Raw genomic sequence first — 21,845 nt, 5'->3', positions numbered from 1 at the left:
ACGGCATGTGAAGAGGCGACATGGCCATCTGGCTAGTCCCCTGATGACACGATGGTTTGCCGGGATAGATGGGGGAGTACGTGCGGGCTGACAAGCGGCGGATCAGACGGCGGTGCTGGGCGCGGCGGGCTCGGAGGAGCCGTTGATGCTGCCGATGGAGGCGATCGAGCTGGACGGCTTCCGTCATGCGCACGAGCGCGACACCTTCTGGTGCGGCACCCTGCTCGGTGGCTGCGGCGGCCAGCTGACCACGAAGCTCTACACCGATAGAGCGTGCCACTTCGCCCATCACCCCGATCCGGACGGACTCCCGCACGTGTGCGGCCGCGCCGCACGCGGTGTGAACAGCGCGGACCACCTGTATGTGAAGTCGGCGGCCGCGGCCTGGCTCGCCGATAGGGGAGAGCAGGCCACCTTCGCCTATACCCGCCTCGGGGACGGGCCGCTGAGTTCCCTCGTCGACATCCGCTGGCGCCACGGCGCCCTGCGGGTGCACTTGGACCAGTCGGTTACCCCGGTGTGGGACGACGCCGTGGAGCCGGTGCTCGGCACTATGATCCCCGTGGACCGGGACACGCTGGTCCGCCGCTGGTACGTGCACCGGATCCGTCTCGACAGCGAGGGCACGGCGCGCCGCGTACGGATCGGGACGGAGTCCTTCGCCCGGCCCACCGAGTGGTTCGCTCTGGACGAGTGCGAGATGACCGAGCGGGGCCTGTCCACCCCGGCGGTCGAGCGGATCGTTCAGTCTCGCAGCGCACCTCCGCCGGCCCGCCGGGCCCCGGGCAGGGAAAGAAAAACGCCGGACGTACGGGCCCGGACCCAGGTTCTCTTCCGCCGCATCAAGGAGGCCCGCGCCGTGGGGTCCGTGGTCGTGGTGGCCCGGGTGAGCCACACCCTGGCCACCCTGGAGGGGGTGGATGAGGAGACCCGTGCCCGGATCGGCATCGTTCTCCAGGACGCCAAGGTCTGGTTGGAGGAGCAGGCCGTGGTCAGGCAGGAGATGTTCACCCGCCTGGGCGAAGCCGTGGCCGAGGGTAACGTCCAGGAAGTCCGCGGACTGCTGGCCAAGGTCAACGCGCTCGCGGCCCACGAGCGCACCGACACCGAAACGCGGACGGCCGGTGCGGCCGCCGGCTTCCTCGCCGGGATGCTCCGGAAGCAGGAGGAAACAGCCCGGAAGCTGAACGCTGCGGCCGAGGCCAAGGAAGAGGCCCGTCGGAGAACCGCCCGGCAGAAGACGGAAGCACTGGAGCGGATACGCACGACCTTGCGCACCCTGCGTCGTCACGGCGGCACCATGCTGGGGACGGAGAAGCGGCGTCGGGTCGCCATGCTCACCGACCTGGCCGCCACGGCCGGTGATCAGCTCTCGCGCAGCGAGACCAACCAGATCGAGGCGTGGAGAGCCCGCGTGCAGCGCGAGCGAAAGACGTCGGCACCTGAACCAGCGCTTCCCGCGCAGAAGAAGCCCGCCCCGGACCGGACACTGAAATCCGACCGGAACCGAAACGTCCAGCAACAAAAGGGCGAGCCCCGGCTGTACCAACAGGTGGCGCGCGCGGACTGGTACAGCAAAACCTGCCCGCGGTGCTACGCCGGGCCCGGGAAGCCGTGCGGCAACGACGACCGGCTCGGCCCCGGCCGGACACGGCAACTCCCGCACGACGAACGCCTGCGCAAAGTCCTGCACCACGCCCCCTCCCGGCCTCCACGGCCCCGCCGGGAGAAGCGAAGCGAACAACCCACCGGTGGCACGGCGGCCCGAACCTGGCACGCCCGGGAAGTCAGGTGCCCGAAGTGCCAGGCCCCGCCCGAGGCCCGCTGCGCGCCCAGCGGACCGCACCGCGAACGGGTCGAGTGGGCGGCGGAGTTCACTCGCAAGCTGTGGGGCTGACCTCCGGCTGCCCGGGTGTGCTGGAGCTGTCGCACCAGGCAACCCGAGGGCGGGCTTACCGAAGGCCGTGCGGCGCGCGCGGCGCCGCCTACGCCACCGGAGCGGGGACGGTCGGTCTCATCTTCTGGCTGATCGAGCAGCGTCTGTAGGTCCAGGCTCAAGAGACATCGGGTGGGGGCCAGGACTCCGGATGGGGCGCTATTGCCTCCTGAGCGACCGCGCCGCGCCCCGGGGGGAGAGATCCGGGGCGCGGGCTGCGGTGGATACGTGCTGTGTGGCCGCCCAGCGAGAGGGACGTCAGGACCGGGCGGGCAGCCGGTTGTCGATCGTGATGACGACGGGGTCTCCATCGGTGGAGTACGCGTGCCTGAGGACATCGGCCGTGGCGGTGTAGACCTTCGTGGCCATGATCCAGTCGGCGTAGGCGGTCATTTCGTTCACGTCGCCCGAATCGGGCTGATACACGGAGGTCTTCTCGACCTGGTAGAGCGCCAGGAGCATGGCGACGAGCGAGCGTCCGGAGAGCACCGCGGCAACCAGTCCGTTCTCGCGGTCTTCCAGCGCAGGGGGCCTGAAGTGCGGGTGGCTTCCGGCCTGCGTGGCGACGAACTCCCAGGTGTCCCGGTGGCAGACCAGAGTCGCCGAGGCGACTCGGGCGGCCCGGCTGATCGCAAAGATCCGCCCTCTGCGACTGAAGGGTGCGGGCTCCCCCTTCTGGTCATCGGTGCCCTGGGCGGCTTCCAGAGCCACGGCGGAAAGGTCCCGGTCTCCGTCGGGTTCCGGGACCGTTTGCGGCGCCTGCACCTCGGAGGCGGGCTCGGCCTCCCCGTCGTGGGCACCGTCATCCTCGGCATCCGTGGAAACGCCTTCGGCCGCGGCGGGCACGGAACTCTCGGCCGGAGCCGCATCCGGCGCCGGCTCGATCTCGATACTGGAACTCTGTGCCTGTCCGGGCGGCGGCGTCAGGTCCCGTTCGGGTCCGACGTCCGCACCGAGTTCGACACACGGTGAGCCGACGGCCGGTCCGATGCCGACCAGCGCTTCCAAAACCTTGCCGACGTCCCCGCGCAGGCCGTCGAGACGCTCGTGCAACTGGAGGACGTCCCGGCGCAGCTCGGTCACGGCGGCGACCGCCTCACCCGCACGCGTTTCCGCCCGGGAGGCGTTCCTCTGCGCTGCCGTCTGGGACGTCTTCATCTCCTCCAGCGGCGCCTTGCGGAGTCCTTCGACCTCATGGATGAGATCCGTTCGCAGGTCACGTCCCAAGTTGTTGACGCGGCCGTCCAGCTCCTCGACCGACTTCTTGATCTCGTTCTTCGCGTCGATCACGATCGCCACGATGTCGTCCCTGCGCGTCAAGGCGCCCCTCCGAAGTGCGTGTAGTCAGATAACTGCACTGCGTAGTCTCAACGAGTGAGGCGCGCATGTACGGGGCTTGTGGAACATGGCTTGATTTACGCGAACATGGGCCAGTGCGGTCCATGTCACTGGTGACCCTTCGGTCGTTTCTGCGCAACGCCGCGCACGCCCGTCGCCCTCCGCGCCTCCGTATCCGAGTCGGCCATTTCCGCACCGTGGGCACCGCGGACCGGCCATGCTTGCTCTCGGCAAGGTTGGCCAGCAAGGCGTAGCCGGGAGGCGAAGTGTTCCAGGCCGATTTCGTCAGCATGTACCCGTGGGTGGTGGACGAGCTGGAGGAGGCGCACGGCGGGCAGCCCGGGGTGGGGAACGAGGACGGGACCGAGCCCGGCCCCGTGAGCATCCCGTCCAACTCCGGCGGCGGCCTCGGCACGCTCACCGAGTGGTGGACCTACGACGGAAGCTTGGGGAGCCCGGCCACGCACCTACGCGGCTCGTGCTCGTGCGGCTGGCGGGGCGAGACCCTCTACCCGGTCGACTGGGGCCAGGCCCACGAGCAACCGCCGCCACCCGGCGCCGCGCCTCGCCGTCCTCGAAGTCACCGACGCGGATGACTTCGCCAGATGGCGCCGTGACTCCGCACATAAAGTTGAGTGCGCGCCGGAGCCGGTCAGACGGTGCAGAACCACAGGGCGACTGCCAGGACCAGCGGGATCGGGCAGGCCAGGACCGCCAGCAGGAGACTGCGCCCCTCGGCCGACAGGCGCTTGACCGCCGGGGCCCGGCTGACCGCGATGAGTACGGCCGCGCCACCACCCACAACAACGGCGAACCGCAGCAGAAGCCCGCCCATCACCATGCCCTCCGCCGCGCCCCACAGCACGGTCATGCCGACCAGGAAGCCCAGCCAGGACAAGGCCATCGCCGTGAGCAGCCACAGCGTGAGAGCAAGGATCATCATCGGGGTGCGGCGGGGCGCAGCGGGCAGCCGGGTGGGGCGGTAGAGCGTGTCGTACGTACGGGGGTCCATGACCCGATCCTGCTCGGCGGCCCGCCGTGGGGCATGAGGTGAGCGACTCAATCCCCTGGGCCGCGGTACTTAGACGCTTCCCTGAGGTCGAAATCCCGGACCCACTGCTGACTCGTCAGCACGCCCTCGTGGCCAACCGCGCGGCCAACGCCGCCGAGGCACTGACCCGCAGCTCGGACACGGCCGCCAACCAGGCACGCGACGCAGCCAACTCAGCCGCCACGCACGCGCACAACGCCGCGGACAAGCACCGGTGTTTTCCCCGCATGGGCCACGCCCTTCGCGGCGACGTGCCAGGATCGGCGGCATGGTGATCCTCGGGGTACGCATCGAGTTCTACGAGAAGGTCGGCGACGTGGGTGAGCCGTCGTAGAACATGCTGGGCGCGCTCTACCGTGACCACGGCTTCAGGGCCGCAGGGGTGCCTGGCGTGGGGGAACTGTTCGCGCTGACGTCCCTGCGGGTCGGCCCGCGTAAGCACCACATCGGCGTGGACTTCACAGGGCACGGCCCGTTGCTCCCGGTGAGGGCGGTCGAGCATTACCCCACCCCCATGGACGGCGGAGGCAACCCACCCGCGTGGTGGGACCGCTCCGCAGAACCTTCGGCGAACGTCGTGCTGCACACCACCATGACCGCGGACCCGGTCCTGCGCCGCAAGATGATGGAGCGCTTCGCGGCGCCGGATTCCGGCTGGGTGGGGCTCTTCCCACGGCAGGGCACAGAGTTTTCAGAGCTGGACCAGCTCTGGTGGGAACTGCGTGACCAAGGGGCGTGACCTTACTGGTGGTCGGCTCGGGCACTGGAGCCCGAGCCGCCGCCTGAGCGGAAAGAGGTTGCCGGGCCGCGCCGACGGGGAGGATCGGTCAGCGAGTTGTCAACGGACAGCGGGCCGTCCGGGTGAGCGGACATCTCAGGTCCTTGTGCGCGGACAGTTGATCTCCCTGCCCGGTACGACTATTCGCCCCTCGGATGGGGGCGTGTAAGCGTTGGGAGCCGGGCTCGTTTGACGCAGGTTCGGCGGTGTTCACGTGCGATGGGTGATGTAGCGTCGCGATCATGAGACCGCTGACTGACACCACCACTGACCAGGCGCCGGCCGATCCGGCCGCCACGGACGGCATGCTGGCCACCCAGCCCGTCGGCTACTGGAGTGGCCTCGTCCACGCGGCCGTCACCCGGCATCTGCGTGACGCTATGGCCAGGATCGACGTCACACAGCCGCAGTACTGGGTGCTGAACCGGGTGAACGGTGGGCCCGAGGCGCCGAGCCGCGAGGAGGTTGTCAGCCAGCTGACGCCCCTCGCGGACGGGCCGCACGAGATCGCTCGTGTCATCGACCAGCTGCTCCACCGCGGCTGGCTCCGGATCGAGGCCGGTCAGCGCCTTCAGCTCACCGATGCCGGGGAGGCTGCCAGGGTGCGGTTGCGCGAGCTGGCGACCGAGGTGCGCGCCGTGGTCCACGAGGGCATCAGCGACGAAGAGTACGTGGCCGCGCTCAAGGTGCTGCGCAGGATGGTCGCCAACGTCGAGGACAACGGGGACTCCTAGGTTCAGCCGACGAACCCATAAAGGAGACACGCTCTGGCCCGGCTGGTTCAGCGGGACGACGCCCTGGCCGGTCGTGGCCTGGGTCAGCCGCAGGCTTCCCGGCCTGGGCAACGATGAACGCGGCAGGATCCTTGAGGAGCGGCTGCGCAAGCAGGTCGCCGTCGAGGCGGAGCAGCTGATGCAGCGGCAGGAGCAGGCCCGCGCGGAGCAGGCCGAGCGGGATGCGGCCCGGCGGCAGCGGCCCGACGGGCGAAGGCCGAGCGCGCAGCCGTGGCCGCCGCTGATGTGATGCGGTGCGCCAGGCCCTGCCGTGCCAGGACTGCGGGCAGCAGCAGGTCGGCGGGCTGTGCGAGGCGTGCGGGTACCGGCGCCGTACGGAGGAGGCGTTGACCGATGCCGGTCTGATCGCCGCGACGTGGGCGGCCGACCTCCGCGACGGCGACGACATCGTCGCCGTCGCCAGCGGCGTCCGCGCGTCACTGGAGCAGGAGATCGCCGACGCCCGTACCCCATACCTCAGCGTTCTGGGCCAGGCCGAGGCGGAGGCGACCCCGCCGGTACGGCCGCCGTGCTCGCCTACCGGGCCCTGCGGATCGTCGAAGAGGCCCTGCCGGAGTTCCGGAGCAGCGCCTTGAAGTGGCTGAGCCGGACCGAGGAGGCCGATGAGGAGGCCCGACGGGCTTCCCGGGCCGAGAAGGGGAGGCGATGGTTCCGCACAACCCGCACGGTGCGGACGCCGTCGCCGCAGCGGCCAAGGCCGCCGACGCCGCCCGGGAACGCACCGCCTGCACAGGCTGTGGGATTTTGTCCGCGGAACGTGGGAGCTTCTGCTCCAGCAGACCCAGGCCGCCGCAAACGCGGCGATGAGATCGACTGGGCCATCTCGATCAACTCCACCATCGTCCGCGTTCACCAACAATCCGGCCGGCACCCGCACGCAGCCGCCTCTGGGCCCCCGCGCCGAGGAAAATGACACGAACCATGGGAATCCGGCACTGACACGATGCTGGAACAGTACGCAAAGCCGCAGGTCACAAGAGCTGACGCTGAATCAGATAATGGGAACCTACAGCCCGGACCGGACCGCTCGTCGCGCCCGTCACGGCGCGACAGGCGGTTCGGCTTCGTAGGCGCGGTGCAGCGCCTCCAGGAACCGGGGTGCGGCGGGCAGTTCGCTGGGGCCGATGCGATGGACGGGGACGCCGGGGGTCCAGGAGTTCATGACGGCCGCGCCGGCGAGGGCGGGCAGGTCGGCGGGGGTGACCGGGGCGGTCCGCCAGCCGATGCCGAGCGCGTCCAGCTGCCTGCGGACGATGCCCAGCGTCGTACCGGTCAGGATCCGGGCCTCGGGCCAGACCACCGCATCGCCGTCCCAGAACACCAGGTTCCAGATCGTCGCCTCGCTGAACCGGCCCTCACGGTCGAGGAAGGCCGCGTCGTCGAAGCCGTCGGCGACGGCCTGACGGAGAACGTGTGTCTTGGCCACCTCGCCGACGTGTTTGACGTGCGGCAGGAACCGTTCGTGGTCCACGGCCGCCAGGGAGAGCGGGCCTTCGGGACCGGAAGACGGCGGTCCGGTCCGTATCAGGAGGGTCAGGTCTCCGTCGGCGGCGGTGAACTCGCCGGCCGTGGAGAAGACCGTGGCCGTCAGCGAGAGGTCGGTGGTGGGAGCTGCGGCGAGGGCGGTACGGAGGCGGGCGCGGACCACGTCCTCGGGCAGGGCCCGGCCGAACAGCTCCACCGACGCGGACCGCAGCCGTTCCAGGTGGAGGTCCAGGCCGCGCACCCGGCCGTCGCGGAGCTGCATCGCGGTGAAGTGGGCGTGGCCTGCGAAGGCGAGTGGCGTCAGGTCGTCGGTGGTCGCCGGGCGGCCGTCGAGGTGCACGAGGCTGGGGGAATCTTCGCTCATGGGTGGGACGTTAAGGCTTGACGCCGGTGACAAGGTCAAGCGCCGACAGGCGCGGGGACGGGGACGCATGCTGATCGGAGAACTGTCGGGGCGGACGGGCGTCAGCGCGCGGTCCTTGCGGTACTACGAGGCGCAGGGCCTGCTGGAGGCACGGCGCGGGACGAACGGCTACCGCGTCTACGACGAGGGCGCGGTCGCCTCCGTGCGGAAGATCCGCGCCCTGCTGCGGGCCGGGCTCTCCACCGAGGTGATCCGTCAGGTGCTGCCGTGCGCCCGGGGCGAGGAGCCGGGGTTCGACTGGTGCGCGGAGCTGCGGGCGATCCTCGACGGGGAGCTGGCGGACCTGGACCAGCAGATCGAGGCGTTGCGGCGGAGCCGGGGGGCGCTGGTGGGGTTGCTGGAGGCGCGGGGGTGAGGGGTACGGCCCCGGGGGCCGTCGGCGGCTTCGACGGTCCGTCCGTCCCGCGCCCTCCACGCCTCCCCTGCCATGCGCACCCCGTGCCCCGGGCGGTAGCGTCCTGAACAGGACGGACGCCCGGGGTACGGGTGCGGGAACAAGGGGAAAGCGGGCCGGGTACGTGGAGAGCCACAGCGGAATCACCGTGCAGCGGGCGCTGGAGCTGCCGGGGCTGCGCGCCGGGCTCCCGGAGGTGGTGGCCGGCGCGGACCGGCTGAACCGCACGGTGCGGTGGGTGCACGCGGGCGAGGTCCCCAACATCGCCTCCCTCCTCAAGGGCGGCGAGCTGCTCCTCACCACCGGCCTGGGCCTCGGCACCCGCCCCGCCGAGCAGCGCGCGTTCGTCCGCCGGCTCGCTGACCGGGGGATCGCCGCCCTGGTGGTGGAGCTGGGCCCGCGCTTCGGCAGGCTGCCCGCCTCCATCGTGGACGCGGCCCGGGCGGCGGGTCTTCCCCTGGTGCAGCTCCACCGCGAGGTGCCGTTCGTCGCGGTGACCGAAGAGGTGCACACCGAGATCGTCAACGGGCACTACGCCCTGCTCCAGCAGGCGGAGGAGGTCCACCGGCGTGCCACCCGCGCGCTGCTCGACGGCGGCGGGGTGCCTCAGGTGCTCGGCATCCTGGCCGACTTCACCACCAATCCGGTCTTCCTGGAGACGCCGGACGGCCAGCTCCTGTACGCGGCGTCCACGGGCACGGGTCCGGTGGGCGCGGACCCGCTCCAGGTCTGGGAGGGGATGCGCGGCGACCGGGCGGCCCGGGAGTCACCGCCGACGGGTGCGCTCCTGGTGGATGTGCCGGGCGGCGGTCCGGAGACCGGTGCCGTACGGGCCCGGCTGGTGCTGCTCGCCGTCGCGGGGCCGCTGGCGACCGTGCACCGGATGGCGGCCGAGCGGGCGGCGGGGCTGCTCGCGGTGGTCCTGATGCAGGCCCGCCAGGAGGAGGAGCTGGCGGCCCGGGGCCGGGGCGACTTCCTCACCGATCTCGCGGAGGGCCGGATCGCCCCGGAGGACGCCCCGGCCCAGGCCCGGGTGCTGGGTTTCCGGCCCGGGGACACCCCGCTCCTCCCGGTCGTGATGCGACTGGCGCCCGAACTGTCCCCGTCGGGCAACTGGGCGCTCCTGGCCCGCGCGGTGCTGGAGGAGCTGGCCTCGGTCGGGGTTCCCGTGCTGCTGGGCGTACGGCCGGTGGAGGGCCGGGTTCCGCTGCTGCTCGGGCTGCGCTCGGAGGGTGAGCGGGCTGCGGTCGCGGACCGGGTGGCGGCGGCGCTGCGGGCAGGCGTGGGGCGGGCGGGGCTGGACCGGGCGGGGTCGCAGCCGCCGGTGGTCGTGGTCGGTGTCGCGGGGAGCTGGGCGACGGCGGGGGCGGGGCTGCGGCACGCGGCGGAGACGGCGACGGCGGCGCAGGGTCTTGACGACCAGCCGTGGTACGACGCCCGGCGGCTCGATATCGACCTGCTGCTGTGGCGGCTGCGCGACCATCCGGACCTGGCGGCGTTCGTGAACCGGGCGATCGGTCCGCTGCGCGAGCACGACCGCACCTCGCGCCCGCCGCTGCTGCCGACCCTCCAGGCGTATCTGGCGCACGCGGGCCGCAAGGCGGAGACCGCGCGCGAGCTGCACCTGAACCGCCAGACGCTCTACAACCGGCTGGCCCGGATCGGCGAGCTGCTGGGCACGGACCTGGACGACCCGCAGACGGTGCTGGCCCTCAGCCTGGCGCTGCGGGCCCGCCGCCACACCACCTAGGTCAGCGGGGGCGCGGGGACGGCTGCGCCAACTCGTCGTAGACGCTCAGAACATGGGCGATGGTGTCGTCCTCGGTGGGCCAGCCCGCCGCCTGCTCCCGCCCGGCCTCGGCCAGCCAGGCGCACCGCTCCGGATCCCCCAGCAGCCGTACGACCGCCCGCGCCAGCGCCTCCCCGTTCCCGAACGGCACCAACTCAGCCGCCTCACCCACGAGTTCGGGTACACCGCCCACCTCGGTCGCCACCAGCGGCACGCCGAGGCGCAGCGCCTCCTGCGCCAGCAGGGAGCGGCCCTCCCAGCGACTGGGCAGCACGGCCAGATCGGCGGCGGCGATCAGCTCACCGACATCGCCCCTGCTCCCGACGAGCCGTACGGGCAGCTCCTCGTCCCTGATCCGCTGCTGCAGCGCGGGCCGGTCCCGTCCCTCCCCCGCGACGACCACCAGGGGCACGGGGTCGAGTCCGCGCCAGACGCGGGCGGCGTCCAGCAGGGTGTCGAAGCCGTGGTGCGGGACGAGGCTGCCCACGGCCACCAGCAACGGCCGCGCCACCGCCCCCAGTTCGGCCCGCACCTTGCCTTCGTTCGGGGTGCAGGAGGCGCGCGGCGCCGGGGCGGCGGCCGGGGCGAGCCGGGCGTCCCGGGCCCCCCGGAGCCGCGCCCGGTCCACCAGGTCGGAGGAGGGGGCGAGGACAACGGCCGCCGCCCGTACGGCTCTTCGCTCCAGCAGATGCAGGATCTGGCGGCGGGCCCCCTCGGCATATCGCCGGGTGTGCCAGGTCATCACCAGCGGCACGGTCCGCCCGCTCAGCGCGAGGGCGGTCCGGGCCGCGGCGTGCAGCCCGTGCGCGTGCACCACGTCGGCCCCGGTGCAGGCGGCCCGGAGCGCGGCGACGGCGGCCGGGTCGCTGCGCCGGGGCACCGGCAGGAAGCGGGCCCCGGTCGCCGCGAAGTCGTAGGCGCGGTCCACGGCTTGCGGCGCGCAGACGGTGACCTGCACCCCGCGCGCCACCAGCCCCGCGGCCAGCGAACCGACGTGCGCGCTACTGCCCGCACTGCCGCCGCCCAGGACTTGGACCGTACGCAGCTGTGACACGTTGATTGGCTCCCGGGGTCCCCGAGTCGGCGGTAGGTACAGCGCCAAGGATGCCAGCCCGTTCGCGCGTTCCGGGACTGCCGGAACGTTGCTGCCCGCCCGGCAGCGGCAACGAGCCACACGGCATCACCCTCACGGGTGAATTCAGGGGCGCAGAGTTGCCACCACCGGCACTCCCGCTCCCCACCCCCCGGCACCCCCGCGCAGCGCCCCCGGATGGGCCCGGAACCCCCGGCGCGGGTCCCCGGCCCCGACGAGATCGTCGTACGCCCCGCACCCCCCGGCGGCCAGCACGGCGAGCACCCCGGCCGCCCGCGCCCGGGCCGGCCCCGGGGCGGCGGCGATCCCGGCGGCGGCACCGAGCGCGGCGGCAGGCCCGGCGTAGAGGGTGACGGTCCGGCCCGCGTGGTTGGTCCGCAGCCAGGCGGGGTCCGCACGACGGCGGCTCAGCACCCCGTGCACCACGGCGGCCACCGAAGCGGCCGCGCCCGCCGCTGCCCCCGCCGCGACGAGACCTGCGACGACAACGGCACCCCTGCTCATGTTCGCACCCATGGAAGAAGCATGGCGGACGTCGGGACACGCGGGCGGGGCCGGACGGGAGATCCCCGTCCGGCCCCGCGAGAGCGGCAGGCCTACCCGTCCTTGCGGGCCGTGGCGAGCAGTTCCTCCGCGTGGGCGCGGGCCGTCTCGGAATCCTCCTGGCCGGCCAGCATCCGGGACAGCTCGCGAACCCGGTCCTCACCCTCCAGGACGGTGACGCCACTGCGGGTCACCGAGCCGTCCACGGTCTTCTCCACCAGCAACTGCCGGTCGGCGAAGGCCGCGACCTGCGGGAGGTGGGTGACGACGACGACCTGCGCGGACCGGGCGAGCTTGGCCAGGCGCCGCCCGACCTCCACCGCCGCCTTGCCGCCGACACCCGCGTCGACCTCGTCGAAGAGGTACGTGGGCACCGGGTCGGAGCCCGCGAAGACGACCTCCACCGCCAGCATCACCCGGGACAGCTCACCTCCCGACGCACCCTTGGCGATCGGCCGGGGCTGGGCGCCCGGATGCGGGGCGAGCAGCAGTTCGACCTCGTCCGCGCCCGACGGGCCGTAGACGACGGACCGCCCGCCGATGTCGATGCCGGACGCCTCGTCCGCCGCCTCGGTCTGCCGGATGGCGAAGGAGACCCGGGCGTGCGGCATGGCGAGCGAGGCCAGCTCCTCGGTCACCGCCTCCGCGAACCGGGCGGCGGCCTCCGTACGCGCGTCGGTCAACGCCTGTCCCAGCACGGAGAGTTCGGCGCGCAGCGCGTCCCGTTCGGCGGTCAGCTCACCGATCCGCTCGTCGTCGCCCTCCAGCTCGGTGAGCCGGCCCGCGCCCTCCTGCGCCCAGGCGAGCACGGCCGCGATGTCCTCGCCGTACTTCCGGGTCAGGGTGGTGAGGGCCGCCCGGCGCTCCTCCACGGCCGCCAGCCGCAGCGGATCGGCGTCGAGCTGGTCCGCGTACCCGGCCAGCTCGCCGGAGACGTCGGCCAGCAGGATGGAGATCTCCCCCACCCGGTCCGCCAGCGCGGCCAGCGCCGGGTCATGGGCCCGGACCCCGTCCAGCGCCTGCCCGGCCGCGGCGACCACGGTGGTCGCGTCGACGCTCTCCGGGTCCTCCGGGTTCCCCGCCAGCGCGGTGTGCGCGAGAGCGGCGGCGGAGGCGAGGGCCTCGGCGTGCCCCAGCCGTTCCGCCTCGGCGGCCAGTTCGGCGTCCTCCCCCGGCAACGGCTCGACGGCGGCGACCTCGTTCAGCCCGAACCGCAGCAGATCCGCCTCCTGGGCCCGCTCCCGGGCCCGGGTGGTCAGCTCCTCCAGCTCGGCCGCGACGGCCCGCAGCCGCCGGTAGGCCGCCGCGTACTTGGCGTGCGGGACCTCCACCCCGTCCCCGGCGTACCGGTCCAGCGCCTGCCGCTGCCGCGCGGGCTTGAGCAGCCCCTGCTGGTCGGTCTGGCCGTGTACGGCCACCAGCTCGTCCGCCAGCTCGGTGAGGACCCCGACCGGCACGGATCTGCCGCCGAGATGGGCCCGGGAGCGTCCCTCCGCCGAAACGGTACGGCTGATGAGCAGCGCACCGTCGTCGAGTTCCGCCCCGGCCTCCTCGGCCCGGGCCACCACCGCGTCGCCCCCGGACACCGTGATCCGGCCCTCGACGACGGCGGCTTTCGCCCCGACCCGTACGAGGGCGGGGTCGGCGCGCCCGCCGAGCAGCAGCCCGAGGCTCGTGACGACCATGGTCTTGCCCGCGCCGGTCTCACCCGTCACCGCGGTGAAGCCGGGTGACAGCTCCACCACCGCGTCGTCGATGACTCCGAGCGACCGTATCCGCATCTCCTCCAACACGGACATGACCTTACGAGGTTCCGAGGCGGACGCGCGACGGCCCCCGCTCCCGGATTCACTCTCCCGAGCGTTCCCGGGACCGCGGGGGCCCTCACGGACCGCCGGGACGGTCAGTGCGGAGCGCCCCGCCACCCCGACACCGGCAGCGCGAACTTCGCCACCAGCCGGTCGGTGAACGAGGCCTGGTGCAGCCGCGCCAGCCTTACGGGCACCGCCCCGCGCCGCACCTCGACCCGCGCTCCGGCCGGCAGCTCCACGGTCCGCCGCCCGTCGCACCACAGCACCCCGTGCGGCGTGTGCGGCTGGACCTCCACGGCCAGCACGGAGGTGGGCGAGGTCACCAGCGGCTTGGCGAACAGGGCGTGAGCGCTGATCGGGACCATCAGCAGCGCCTCCACCGCGGGCCAGACGACCGGACCGCCCGCCGAGAAGGCGTACGCGGTCGAACCGGTCGGCGTCGCGCACACGATCCCGTCGCAGCCGAAGCCGGTCACCGGACGCCCGTCGATCTCCAGGACCACTTCGAGCATCCGCTCGGGCGACACCTTCTGCACGGCCGCCTCGTTGAGCGCCCAGTCGGTGTGCACGACATCGCCGTTGCTGTGCACGAGGACGTCTATCGTCATGCGCTCCTCGACGTCGTAGTCGCGGGTGACGACCCGCGAGACCACCTTGTCGAGGTCGTCGCGCTCGGCCTCCGCGAGGAAGCCGACACGCCCGAGGTTGACGCCGAGCATCGGCACCCCTGAGGCGCGGGAGAACTCCGCGCCGCGCAGCAGTGTCCCGTCCCCGCCGAGGACGATCAGCAGCTCGCAGCCGTCCACGGCGGCGGGGCTGGTGTCGGTGACCGTCTCCACCGCCTCCGGGAGGGGCAGATCGTCCGCCTCGGTCGCCAGGACCCGCACGCCGAGCCCGTTGCGCAGCAGCCCCTGCACGACGAGCTCCGCACTGCGGATCGCGGCCGGACGGCCGGTGTGCGCCAGAAGGAAGACCGTCCGTGCCGCATCCGTCGTCACGTTCGTCGTCACGTTCGTCGTCACGTTCGTCGTCAACGAGGCCCCTCCGCCACTGCACGGTCGACATCCGCGGGATCCAGCTCAGGTGCGCCGGCCCGCAGCCACAGAAAGTATTCGACGTTCCCCGAGGGGCCGGGCAGCGGACTGGCCGTCACCCCTCGCACCCCCAGACCGAGCCCCCAGGCCCGGCGCGCCACTTCGCGTACCGCCTCGGCACGCAGCTCCGTACTCCGCACCACTCCCCCGCTGCCGAGCCTCTCCTTGCCCACCTCGAACTGCGGTTTGACCATGAGGACCAGGTCCGCGTCGGGGGCCGCGCACCGGGCGAGGGCGGGCAGCACGAGCCCGAGCGGAATGAAGGACAGATCTCCCACCACCAGGTCGACCGCCTCTCCGTCGATGTCCTCCACAGTCAACTCCCGCACGTTGGTACGGTCCTTGACGACGACGCGTTCATCGGACTGGAGCGACCAGGCCAACTGCCCGTACCCGACGTCGACGGCGACGACCTGACGTGCACCGGCCCGCAGCAGGACATCGGTGAACCCGCCGGTCGACGCCCCGGCGTCCAGCGCCCGCCGCCCCTCGACGGCCAGACCGCGCGGGACGAAGGCGGCGAGCGCCCCGGCCAGCTTGTGTCCGCCGCGCGAGACGTACTCGGGGTCGTCCTCGTCCTTGGTCACGACGATCGCGGCGGCCGTCTCGACCTGGGTGGCGGGTTTGGTCGCGGTGGTCCGGCCGACGGTGACCCGCCCCGCGGCGATCAGCTGACTCGCATGCTCGCGCGAGCGGGCGAGCTTACGGCGTACCAGCTCGGCGTCGAGGCGGCGACGTGCCACTCCTGCCACGTTCGGTTCAGCTCCTGTGGTCGTGCGTGTTGTCGTACGCGGATGAGGTTCCGGGTGCGGCTGTGGGCCCGGGCGGCCCGGGTGCGGCGGCCGGACGGGCGTCCAGCGAGGTCAGCGCGGACGTGAGGCCACGGTGTACATCCTCGTACACCTCGGTGTGCCCGTCCGCCGGGAGGTGGTCCGCGTCGGCCAGCCGCTCCAGGAGCGCGTCGATCTCGGCCCGGCCGGTGGGGGTGCGCCCGACGCCCAGCGGCGCGGGCCCGGCGGGCTCGGGGGAAGGCACCCCGGGCCCCGTCGGCCCGTTGGGCTCCTCGGGAGTGCTCACGGGCCGCGTCCCCGCCTCCGGCGTCCAGTCGCTCATGCCGAAACGCTACCGCGACGGGCCGGTGTACCGTCGAGCGCGATGGCGACCATGGCGGAGTGCCGCAGCGCACTGAGAAGACTTTCCGACAACCTCGCGGCGGCCGACGGCGACGTACGCGGCGCCGCCGCGCTCGACCGCTCGCTGAGCTGTCACCTCAAGGACCTCGACATCACGTTCACCGGCCGCCTGGCCGACGGCCGGATCCAGGTCCGGGACACGGTCGAGGGCCCGCCCCGCGAAAAGGCCGAGATCCGCCTGACGATGACGGGCGACGACCTGGTCGCCCTGGTCGACGGCGACCTGAACTTCGCGAAGGCGTGGGCATCGGGCCGCGTACGCCTGGAGGCGGGCTTCAGGGACCTGCTGAAACTGAGATCACTGCTGTAGAGGCCAAGCCCCCGGCCCGCACCTTCGGGGCCGAGCGCGACCGGATCGAGCCCGTCCGGCACCGAGGGCAGAGCCGCCCGGCCTGAGCGCCGCCGGCACCCTCCCCACCGGCCTCAGACGGCCGCCTTCCGCGCCTGCCGGGCCGCCGGCACGACGAGCGGCGTCCCGGTCTCCGGATCGTCGATCACCTGGCACCGCATCCCGAACACCCGCTCCACCAGGGCCGCGTCGACCACGTCCGACGGCGCCCCCTCCGCGACGATCTCCCCGTCCCTCATCGCGACGAGGTGCGTGGCGTACCGTGCGGCGTGGTTCAGATCGTGGAGTACGGCGACGAGCGTGCGCCCCTGCGTCTCGTGCAGCTCCGCACAGAGGTCGAGGACATCGATCTGGTGCTGGATGTCGAGGTACGTCGTCGGCTCGTCGAGCAGGAGCAGCGGCGTCTGCTGGGCCAGGGCCATGGCGATCCAGACCCGCTGCCGCTGACCGCCGGAGAGCTCGTCCACGTAACGGCCGGCCAGCCCCGCCACCCCGGTCGCCTCCATGGACTCCCGGACCACCTTCTCGTCTTCCGGCGACCACTGCCGCAGCAGCCCCTGATGGGGGTAGCGACCCCGGGCGACGAGGTCGGCCACGGTGATGCCGTCGGGCGCGATGGAGGACTGGGGCAGCAGCCCCAGCGTCCGGGCGACCTTCTTCGCGGGCATCTGGTGGATGATCTGCCCGTCCAGCAGCACCTGCCCCCTGCTCGGCTTCAGCATCCGGGCGAGCGAGCGCAGCAGCGTGGACTTGCCGCAGGCGTTGGGCCCGACGATCACGGTGAAGGAGTGGTCGGGTATCTCGACCGAAAGATCCTCGGCGATGATCCGCTGGTCGTAGCCGAGGGTCACCGATTCCGCGGTGAGGCGCTGCATGGTCGTACTCCCGGCGTCGGAGGGTGTCCGGTGGATCGGAGCCGGACGGACCTCCGACCAGCACGAAGTTAGGTTAGCCTATCTTCGCGCTGGCGCCCCGGGTCCGACCCGGTCCGAGCCACCTTCGCAGGCCTCCGCCTCAGCGCTGCGGGCCTACAGCCCCAGCCGCGCGACGGCCTTCCCTGTGTCCAGCCCGAACGCCCCGCCCTCGGCGAAGGTCCACGCGGCACCGCAGAGCGCCCGCAGCCCGTCGAGCGGATCACCCTCCCCGTCCAGGACCAGCCCCTCCCCGTCCCGTACGGCCGCGGTCCACCCCCCGCACCGGAACACCGCGCCCTCCGCGACGACCTCGGGCTGCCCGGTCAGCAGCCCCCGCAGGTCCCGGTCCACGTACGTCGGCCGGTGCTTCGGCTCCGCGGCGAGCAGCCGCGCCGCGTCCGTCACCCCGGTCAGCACCAGCAGCGAGTCCACGCCCCCGTTGAACGCGCCCTCGATGTCCGTGTCCAGCCGGTCCCCCACCACGAGCGGCCGCCGCGCCCCGGTCCGCAGCACGGTCTCCCGGTGCATCGGCGGCAGCGGCTTCCCCGCCACCTGCGGTTCGGCGCCGGTGGCGATCCGTACGACCTCCACGGCGGCACCGTTGCCGGGCGCGATGCCCCGGGCCCCCGGGATGGTCAGGTCGGTGTTGGAGGCGTACCACGGCAGCCCGCGCGCCACGGCGTAACTCGCCTCCGCGAACCGCCCCCACGCCAGCTCCGGCCCGCCGTACCCCTGCACCACGGCCACCGGGTCGTCGTCCGCCGACTCCACCGGCACCAGACCGCGCTCCCGCAGGGCGACCCGGAGCCCTTCGCCCCCGACGACCAGCACCCGTGACCCGGCGGGCAGCTGGTCCGCCATCAGCCGGGCGACCGCCTGGGCGGAGGTGATCACATCGGCGGCCTCGGCGGGCACGCCCAACTCGGTCAGGTGCTCCGCGACCGCGTCCGGCGTGCGCAGGGCGTTGTTGGTGACGTACGCGAGGTGCATCCCGCCGTCCCGGGCTGCGGTCAGCGACTCCACGGCGTGGACGATCGCCTCGCCGCCCGCGTACACCACCCCGTCCAGATCGAGGAGAGCCGTGTCGTACGCCTCGCTCAGCGCCGTACCGCTCCCGGAGGGCCGACCCCTGTCGTACCGATGGCTCTGGCTCATATGACTCTGCTCCTCATCCGCGTCTCTCCCCCGATCATCGCGCATGCCCCGTGCACACATACGATGCTCAAATGAACACTTCAGGTCCCGACGAGCAGGGGCTGCGGCTGATCCCGTTCCGCGGACTGCGTTACGTCCCCGAGCGGGTCGGCAGCCTGGCCGCGGTGACCTCGCCCCCGTACGACGTGGTCGTCAGGCCCGACGGTCTGCACCACCTGGAATCGGCGGACCCGCACAACATCGTGCGCCTCATCCTCCCCCAGGCCGACACCGCCGGGGACCGGCACCGGCAGGCGGCAAGGACGCTGGAGCGCTGGCTGGCCGAGGGCGTGATCGCCCCGGACCCGGAGCCCGCGCTCTACGTCTACGAGCAGCGCAACGACGAGATCCTCCAGCGCGGCCTGATCGGCGCCCTGGCCCTCTCGCCCGCCGCCGACGGGATCGTGCTGCCGCACGAGGACGTCATGGACGACATCGTCGCGGACCGTGCCGAGCTGATGCGCACGGCCCAGGCCCACCTGGAGCCGCTGCTGTTGACCTACCGCGGCGACGGCTCCCCGACGGGCGCCGCAGCGGTCATCGAGCGCACGGCCGAACGCCCTCCGCTGCTCTCCACCACGACCGAGGACGGCTTCCACCACCGCCTCTGGGCGGTCACGGACCCGGCCGAGAGGGGCGAGATCGAGACGGATCTCGCCCGCCACCAGGCGCTGATCGCCGACGGCCACCACCGCTGGGCCACCTATCTCCGGCTCCAGCGGGAGCGTTCCGCCCCGGGCCCCTGGGACTTCGGACTCGTCCTGCTCGTCGACACGGCCCGCCATCCGCTCCAGGTCCGCGCGATCCACCGCCTCCTGCGCGGCCTGCCGGTGGCCCGGGCGCTCCGAGGACTGCCGGGCCTCTTCCGGGTCCGTACGGTGGAGGGCCCGCTGCCCCGCGCGCTCGACGCCCTGGCCGGCGCGGCGGCGGAGGGCAACGCGTTCCTGCTCGCCGGAGACGGCGGCTTCCACCTGGTGGACCGCCCGGACCCGGACCTGCTGGCCAGGACGATCCGCACGGACCGCCCCGAGGCATGGCGCACCCTGGATGCGACGGTCCTCCACTCGGCGCTGCTCGACGAGGTCTGGCGGGTCCCCGACGCCCCCGAGCACATCGGCTACATCCACGACGCCGGGGCCGCCGTCGAGCAGGCCGAACGCCTCGGCGCCACGGCGGTGCTCATGCATCCGGTACGCGAAGAGGTCGTCCGGGACCTGGCCCGGCAGGGGGTCACCATGCCCCGCAAGTCCACGTCCTTCGGTCCCAAGCCGGCGACGGGCCTGGTCATGCGCAGCCTGACCCTCGACCGAGAAGACCGGCGATAGACAGGAAGGGGCGGCACTCCCGAGGGAGTACCGCCCCTTTCCTGTTCTACGTCCTAGGCCTCTATGCCCTAGTCCTTGCCCGGCTCGTCACCGCGCTCGTCCTGGTCCGCCGCGTCACCCGGGGCCGCCTCAGGGGCGTCGACGGTCTCGTCCTCGTCATCCCCGAGGGCGTCGACGAACTCCACCCCGTCCAGCTCGGCGAGCCGGTCCGACGCATCGGTCGAGCCGTCCTTGTCGGCCTCCAGGGCCTTGCCGAACCACTCACGGGCCTCCTCCTCGCGCCCGGCCTCCAGCAGGGCGTCCGCGTACGCGTAACGGAGACGCGGCGTCCAGGGCTGGATGGAGTTGGAGGCCAGCTCGGGGCTCTGCAGCGTGACGATGGCGGCATCGATCTGCCCCATGTCCCGGCGTGCCCCGGCGGCCACGAGCCGCATCTCGACCTGGCCGGCCTTGTCCAGCTTCTGCACCTCGGGCTCACCGGCCATGGCCATCGCCCGCTCGGGCCGGCCGAGGCCGCGCTCGCAGTCGGCCATGACGGGCCAGAGCTCCACCGAGCCGGTCATGCGCCGCGACGCCCGGAACTCGGCGAGCGCCTCGGCGTACTTCTGCGTCGCGTAGGCCGCGAACCCGGCCGCTTCCCGGACCGCGGCGACGCGCGAGGCCAGCCGCAGGGCGATGCGGGAGTACGCGTACGCCTCCTCTGGGTCCTCGTCGATCAGCCGGGCCACCATGACGAGGTTGCGCGCGACATCCTCCGCCAGGGTCTTCGGCAGGCTCATCAGCTCCTGGCGGACGTCCTTGTCGATCTCTTCGCCGGTGACGTCCTCGGGGATGGGCAGCCGCTTGATCGGCTCCCGGTCACGGTCACGGTCCCGGTCGTCGCGACGAAACCCGCCACGGCCACGGTCGTCCCGCTGCCCGCCCCGGTAACCACCACGGTCCCGGTCGCGGTCGTCCCGACGGAACCCGCCGCCCCGGTTGTCGTCCCTGCGGAAGCCGCCGGAGCCGCCGCTCCGGTTGTCGTCGCGGCGGAAGCCGCCGCCGCTGGGACGGTCGTCATCGCGACGCGGCCCACGCGGCCGATCGTCACGACGCTCGAAACCACGACCACCCCGGTCGTCATCACGCCGGAACCCGCCACGGTCATCATCACGACGCGGCCCACGGTCCCGATCACGGTCGCGGTCATCACGGCGGAAACCGCCACCGGACCCGCCGCCCCGGCTGTCGTCACGACGGAAACCGCCACCGGACCCGCCGCCTCGGCTGTCGTCGCGGCGGAAGCCGCCGCCGCTGGGACGGTCGTCATCACGACGCGGCCCACGCGGCCGATCGTCACGACGCTCGAAACCACGACCACCCCGGTCATCGTCACGCCGGAACCCGCCACCACGGTTGTCATCCCGGCGGAACCCACTACCAGCGCTACCGCCCCGGTCGTCACGGCGGAAGCCGCCACCGGACCCGCCGCCCCGGCTGTCATCACGGCGGAAACCGCTGCCGGCCTTGCCGCCTCGGTCATCACGAGGGAAGGCGCCGCCGGAGCCGCCGCTCCGGTTGTCGTCGCGGCGGAAGCCACCGCTGGGACGGTCGTCATCACGACGCGGCCCACGCGGCCGATCGTCACGACGCTCGAAACCACGACCACCCCGGTCGTCATCACGCCGGAACCCGCCACGGTCATCATCACGACGCGGCCCACGGTCCCGATCACGGTCGCGGTCATCGCGACGGAAACCGCCGCCGGAGCCGCCGCCTCGGTTGTCTTCACGGCGGAAGCCGCGGTCGTTGTCGCGACGAGGACCCGCGGAACCGGACCGGTCGTCACGACCACCGCGGTAACCGCCCCGGTCACCACCGTCCCGGCGACGCGGCTCGCGCTCCGGACGATCGTCGGGAGAGTTGGTGGACATGGGTGTGACTCCTGTCTTCGGGTACCACAGACATTCTCGCGCAGCCGACCGTCGGACGCGCTTCGACAAAACAAAAGGACCCCTGGTCCCAGCGTGAACGCTGGGACCAGGGGTCCTTGAAAGATTGTTCGGCGGCGTCCTACTCTCCCACAGGGTCCCCCCTGCAGTACCATCGGCGCTGAAAGGCTTAGCTTCCGGGTTCGGAATGTAACCGGGCGTTTCCCTAACGCAATGACCACCGAAACCCTATCGGGTTCTAGCGAACAAGCACACTCTTCAATTAAGTAGTGAAGCTGTTCAACCGGTGCGATAACTGTTCGCAACCCGGGAACAACACAGTGGACGCGAGCAACTGAGGACAAGCCCTCGGCCTATTAGTACCAGTCAGCTCCACCCCTCACAGGGCTTCCACATCTGGCCTATCAAC

At 72.4% G+C, this 21,845-nt stretch carries 22 protein-coding genes, 1 rRNA gene and 1 pseudogene; 10 read left to right on the top strand and 14 right to left on the bottom strand.

Going from position 1 to position 21,845, the window contains the following annotated elements; genetic code table 11:
* The first annotated feature begins 145 nt into the window (after positions 1-145).
* On the top strand, positions 146-1,897 hold the full coding sequence (locus tag AC0682_RS00120; protein ID WP_478530131.1) for a zinc finger domain-containing protein: 1,752 nt from the start codon (positions 146-148) through the stop codon (positions 1,895-1,897).
* A gap of 297 nt (positions 1,898-2,194) precedes the next feature.
* Here AC0682_RS00120 and AC0682_RS00115 read toward each other — a convergent pair whose 3' ends face one another.
* Positions 2,195-3,256 (bottom strand): hypothetical protein, encoded by a 1,062-nt coding sequence (locus AC0682_RS00115; RefSeq protein ID WP_478530129.1) that lies wholly within the window; start codon positions 3,254-3,256, stop codon positions 2,195-2,197.
* A gap of 284 nt (positions 3,257-3,540) precedes the next feature.
* Here AC0682_RS00115 and AC0682_RS00110 point away from each other — a divergent pair, with 284 nt between their 5' ends.
* Positions 3,541-3,870: a hypothetical protein gene (locus AC0682_RS00110; RefSeq protein ID WP_478530127.1), complete on the top strand. Its 330-nt coding sequence runs from the start codon at positions 3,541-3,543 to the stop codon at positions 3,868-3,870.
* A 56-nt stretch (positions 3,871-3,926) separates the two neighbouring features.
* Here the strand turns inward: AC0682_RS00110 and AC0682_RS00105 are convergent, their stop codons facing one another.
* Positions 3,927-4,286, bottom strand: a complete 360-nt coding sequence (locus AC0682_RS00105; RefSeq protein WP_478530125.1) for a hypothetical protein — start codon at positions 4,284-4,286, stop codon at positions 3,927-3,929.
* 430 nt (positions 4,287-4,716) lie between these two features.
* On the opposite strand from AC0682_RS00105, the gene AC0682_RS00100 reads away from it, so the two are divergent.
* The 4 genes from AC0682_RS00100 (at position 4,717) to AC0682_RS00085 (ending at position 6,472) form a co-directional block, all read left to right on the top strand.
* Positions 4,717-5,064 (top strand): hypothetical protein, encoded by a 348-nt coding sequence (locus AC0682_RS00100; RefSeq protein ID WP_478530123.1) that lies wholly within the window; start codon positions 4,717-4,719, stop codon positions 5,062-5,064.
* Positions 5,065-5,345: 281 nt separating this feature from the next.
* Complete coding sequence (locus tag AC0682_RS00095) at positions 5,346-5,837, top strand: MarR family winged helix-turn-helix transcriptional regulator (RefSeq protein WP_478530121.1); 492 nt, start codon at positions 5,346-5,348, stop codon at positions 5,835-5,837.
* Between the two features lie 73 nt (positions 5,838-5,910).
* Entirely contained in the window at positions 5,911-6,126 is a 216-nt protein-coding gene (locus AC0682_RS00090) for a hypothetical protein (RefSeq protein WP_478530119.1), read from the top strand.
* Positions 6,127-6,130: 4 nt separating this feature from the next.
* The gene (locus AC0682_RS00085) at positions 6,131-6,472 is read left to right on the top strand and encodes a hypothetical protein (protein WP_478530117.1); all 342 of its coding nucleotides are present in this window, start codon (positions 6,131-6,133) and stop codon (positions 6,470-6,472) included.
* A 464-nt stretch (positions 6,473-6,936) separates the two neighbouring features.
* Here AC0682_RS00085 and AC0682_RS00080 read toward each other — a convergent pair whose 3' ends face one another.
* Positions 6,937-7,746 (bottom strand): aminotransferase class IV family protein, encoded by an 810-nt coding sequence (locus tag AC0682_RS00080; protein WP_478530115.1) that lies wholly within the window; start codon positions 7,744-7,746, stop codon positions 6,937-6,939.
* 67 nt (positions 7,747-7,813) lie between these two features.
* On the opposite strand from AC0682_RS00080, the gene AC0682_RS00075 reads away from it, so the two are divergent.
* Complete coding sequence (locus tag AC0682_RS00075; RefSeq protein ID WP_478530113.1) at positions 7,814-8,161, top strand: MerR family transcriptional regulator; 348 nt, start codon at positions 7,814-7,816, stop codon at positions 8,159-8,161.
* Between the two features lie 163 nt (positions 8,162-8,324).
* Complete coding sequence (locus tag AC0682_RS00070; RefSeq protein WP_478530111.1) at positions 8,325-9,950, top strand: PucR family transcriptional regulator; 1,626 nt, start codon at positions 8,325-8,327, stop codon at positions 9,948-9,950.
* A gap of 1 nt (position 9,951) precedes the next feature.
* On the opposite strand, the gene AC0682_RS00065 is transcribed toward AC0682_RS00070, so the two are convergent.
* The 6 genes from AC0682_RS00065 to AC0682_RS00040 form a co-directional block, all read right to left on the bottom strand.
* Positions 9,952-11,043 (bottom strand): glycosyltransferase family 4 protein, encoded by a 1,092-nt coding sequence (locus AC0682_RS00065; RefSeq protein ID WP_478530109.1) that lies wholly within the window; start codon positions 11,041-11,043, stop codon positions 9,952-9,954.
* A 144-nt stretch (positions 11,044-11,187) separates the two neighbouring features.
* Positions 11,188-11,598, bottom strand: a complete 411-nt coding sequence (locus tag AC0682_RS00060) for a hypothetical protein (protein WP_478530107.1) — start codon at positions 11,596-11,598, stop codon at positions 11,188-11,190.
* Between the two features lie 80 nt (positions 11,599-11,678).
* On the bottom strand, positions 11,679-13,424 hold the full coding sequence (recN, locus tag AC0682_RS00055; RefSeq protein ID WP_367479900.1) for a DNA repair protein RecN: 1,746 nt from the start codon (positions 13,422-13,424) through the stop codon (positions 11,679-11,681).
* A gap of 104 nt (positions 13,425-13,528) precedes the next feature.
* Positions 13,529-14,434, bottom strand: a complete 906-nt coding sequence (locus tag AC0682_RS00050; protein ID WP_478530491.1) for an NAD kinase — start codon at positions 14,432-14,434, stop codon at positions 13,529-13,531.
* 32 nt (positions 14,435-14,466) lie between these two features.
* The gene (locus tag AC0682_RS00045; RefSeq protein ID WP_478530105.1) at positions 14,467-15,282 is read right to left on the bottom strand and encodes a TlyA family RNA methyltransferase; all 816 of its coding nucleotides are present in this window, start codon (positions 15,280-15,282) and stop codon (positions 14,467-14,469) included.
* 7 nt (positions 15,283-15,289) lie between these two features.
* Positions 15,290-15,643, bottom strand: coding sequence for a hypothetical protein (locus tag AC0682_RS00040; protein WP_478530103.1), 354 nt, complete (start codon positions 15,641-15,643; stop codon positions 15,290-15,292).
* A 42-nt stretch (positions 15,644-15,685) separates the two neighbouring features.
* Between AC0682_RS00040 and AC0682_RS00035 the strand changes: the two genes are divergently transcribed.
* Positions 15,686-16,033, top strand: coding sequence for an SCP2 sterol-binding domain-containing protein (locus AC0682_RS00035; protein WP_478530101.1), 348 nt, complete (start codon positions 15,686-15,688; stop codon positions 16,031-16,033).
* 113 nt (positions 16,034-16,146) lie between these two features.
* Here AC0682_RS00035 and AC0682_RS00030 read toward each other — a convergent pair whose 3' ends face one another.
* Entirely contained in the window at positions 16,147-16,947 is an 801-nt protein-coding gene (locus AC0682_RS00030) for an ABC transporter ATP-binding protein (RefSeq protein ID WP_478530099.1), read from the bottom strand.
* A 153-nt stretch (positions 16,948-17,100) separates the two neighbouring features.
* Complete coding sequence (locus tag AC0682_RS00025; protein ID WP_478530097.1) at positions 17,101-18,141, bottom strand: HAD-IIA family hydrolase; 1,041 nt, start codon at positions 18,139-18,141, stop codon at positions 17,101-17,103.
* Positions 18,142-18,212: 71 nt separating this feature from the next.
* On the opposite strand from AC0682_RS00025, the gene AC0682_RS00020 reads away from it, so the two are divergent.
* Entirely contained in the window at positions 18,213-19,505 is a 1,293-nt protein-coding gene (locus tag AC0682_RS00020; protein ID WP_478530095.1) for a DUF1015 family protein, read from the top strand.
* Between the two features lie 68 nt (positions 19,506-19,573).
* Here the strand turns inward: AC0682_RS00020 and AC0682_RS00015 are convergent, their stop codons facing one another.
* The 3 genes and pseudogenes from AC0682_RS00015 to rrf form a co-directional block, all read right to left on the bottom strand.
* Positions 19,574-20,284: a tetratricopeptide repeat protein gene (locus AC0682_RS00015; RefSeq protein ID WP_478530490.1), complete on the bottom strand. Its 711-nt coding sequence runs from the start codon at positions 20,282-20,284 to the stop codon at positions 19,574-19,576.
* Between the two features lie 132 nt (positions 20,285-20,416).
* Positions 20,417-21,418, bottom strand: a pseudogene (locus tag AC0682_RS00010) (hypothetical protein); the annotation flags it as partial.
* Positions 21,419-21,544: 126 nt separating this feature from the next.
* Positions 21,545-21,661 (bottom strand): 5S ribosomal RNA (gene rrf, locus AC0682_RS00005).
* Between the last annotated feature and the right edge of the window lie 184 nt (positions 21,662-21,845).

The sequence above is a fragment of the Streptomyces sp. NPDC043746 genome, from assembly GCF_056436485.1.
This window is presented reverse-complemented; position numbering and strand designations above follow the sequence as displayed.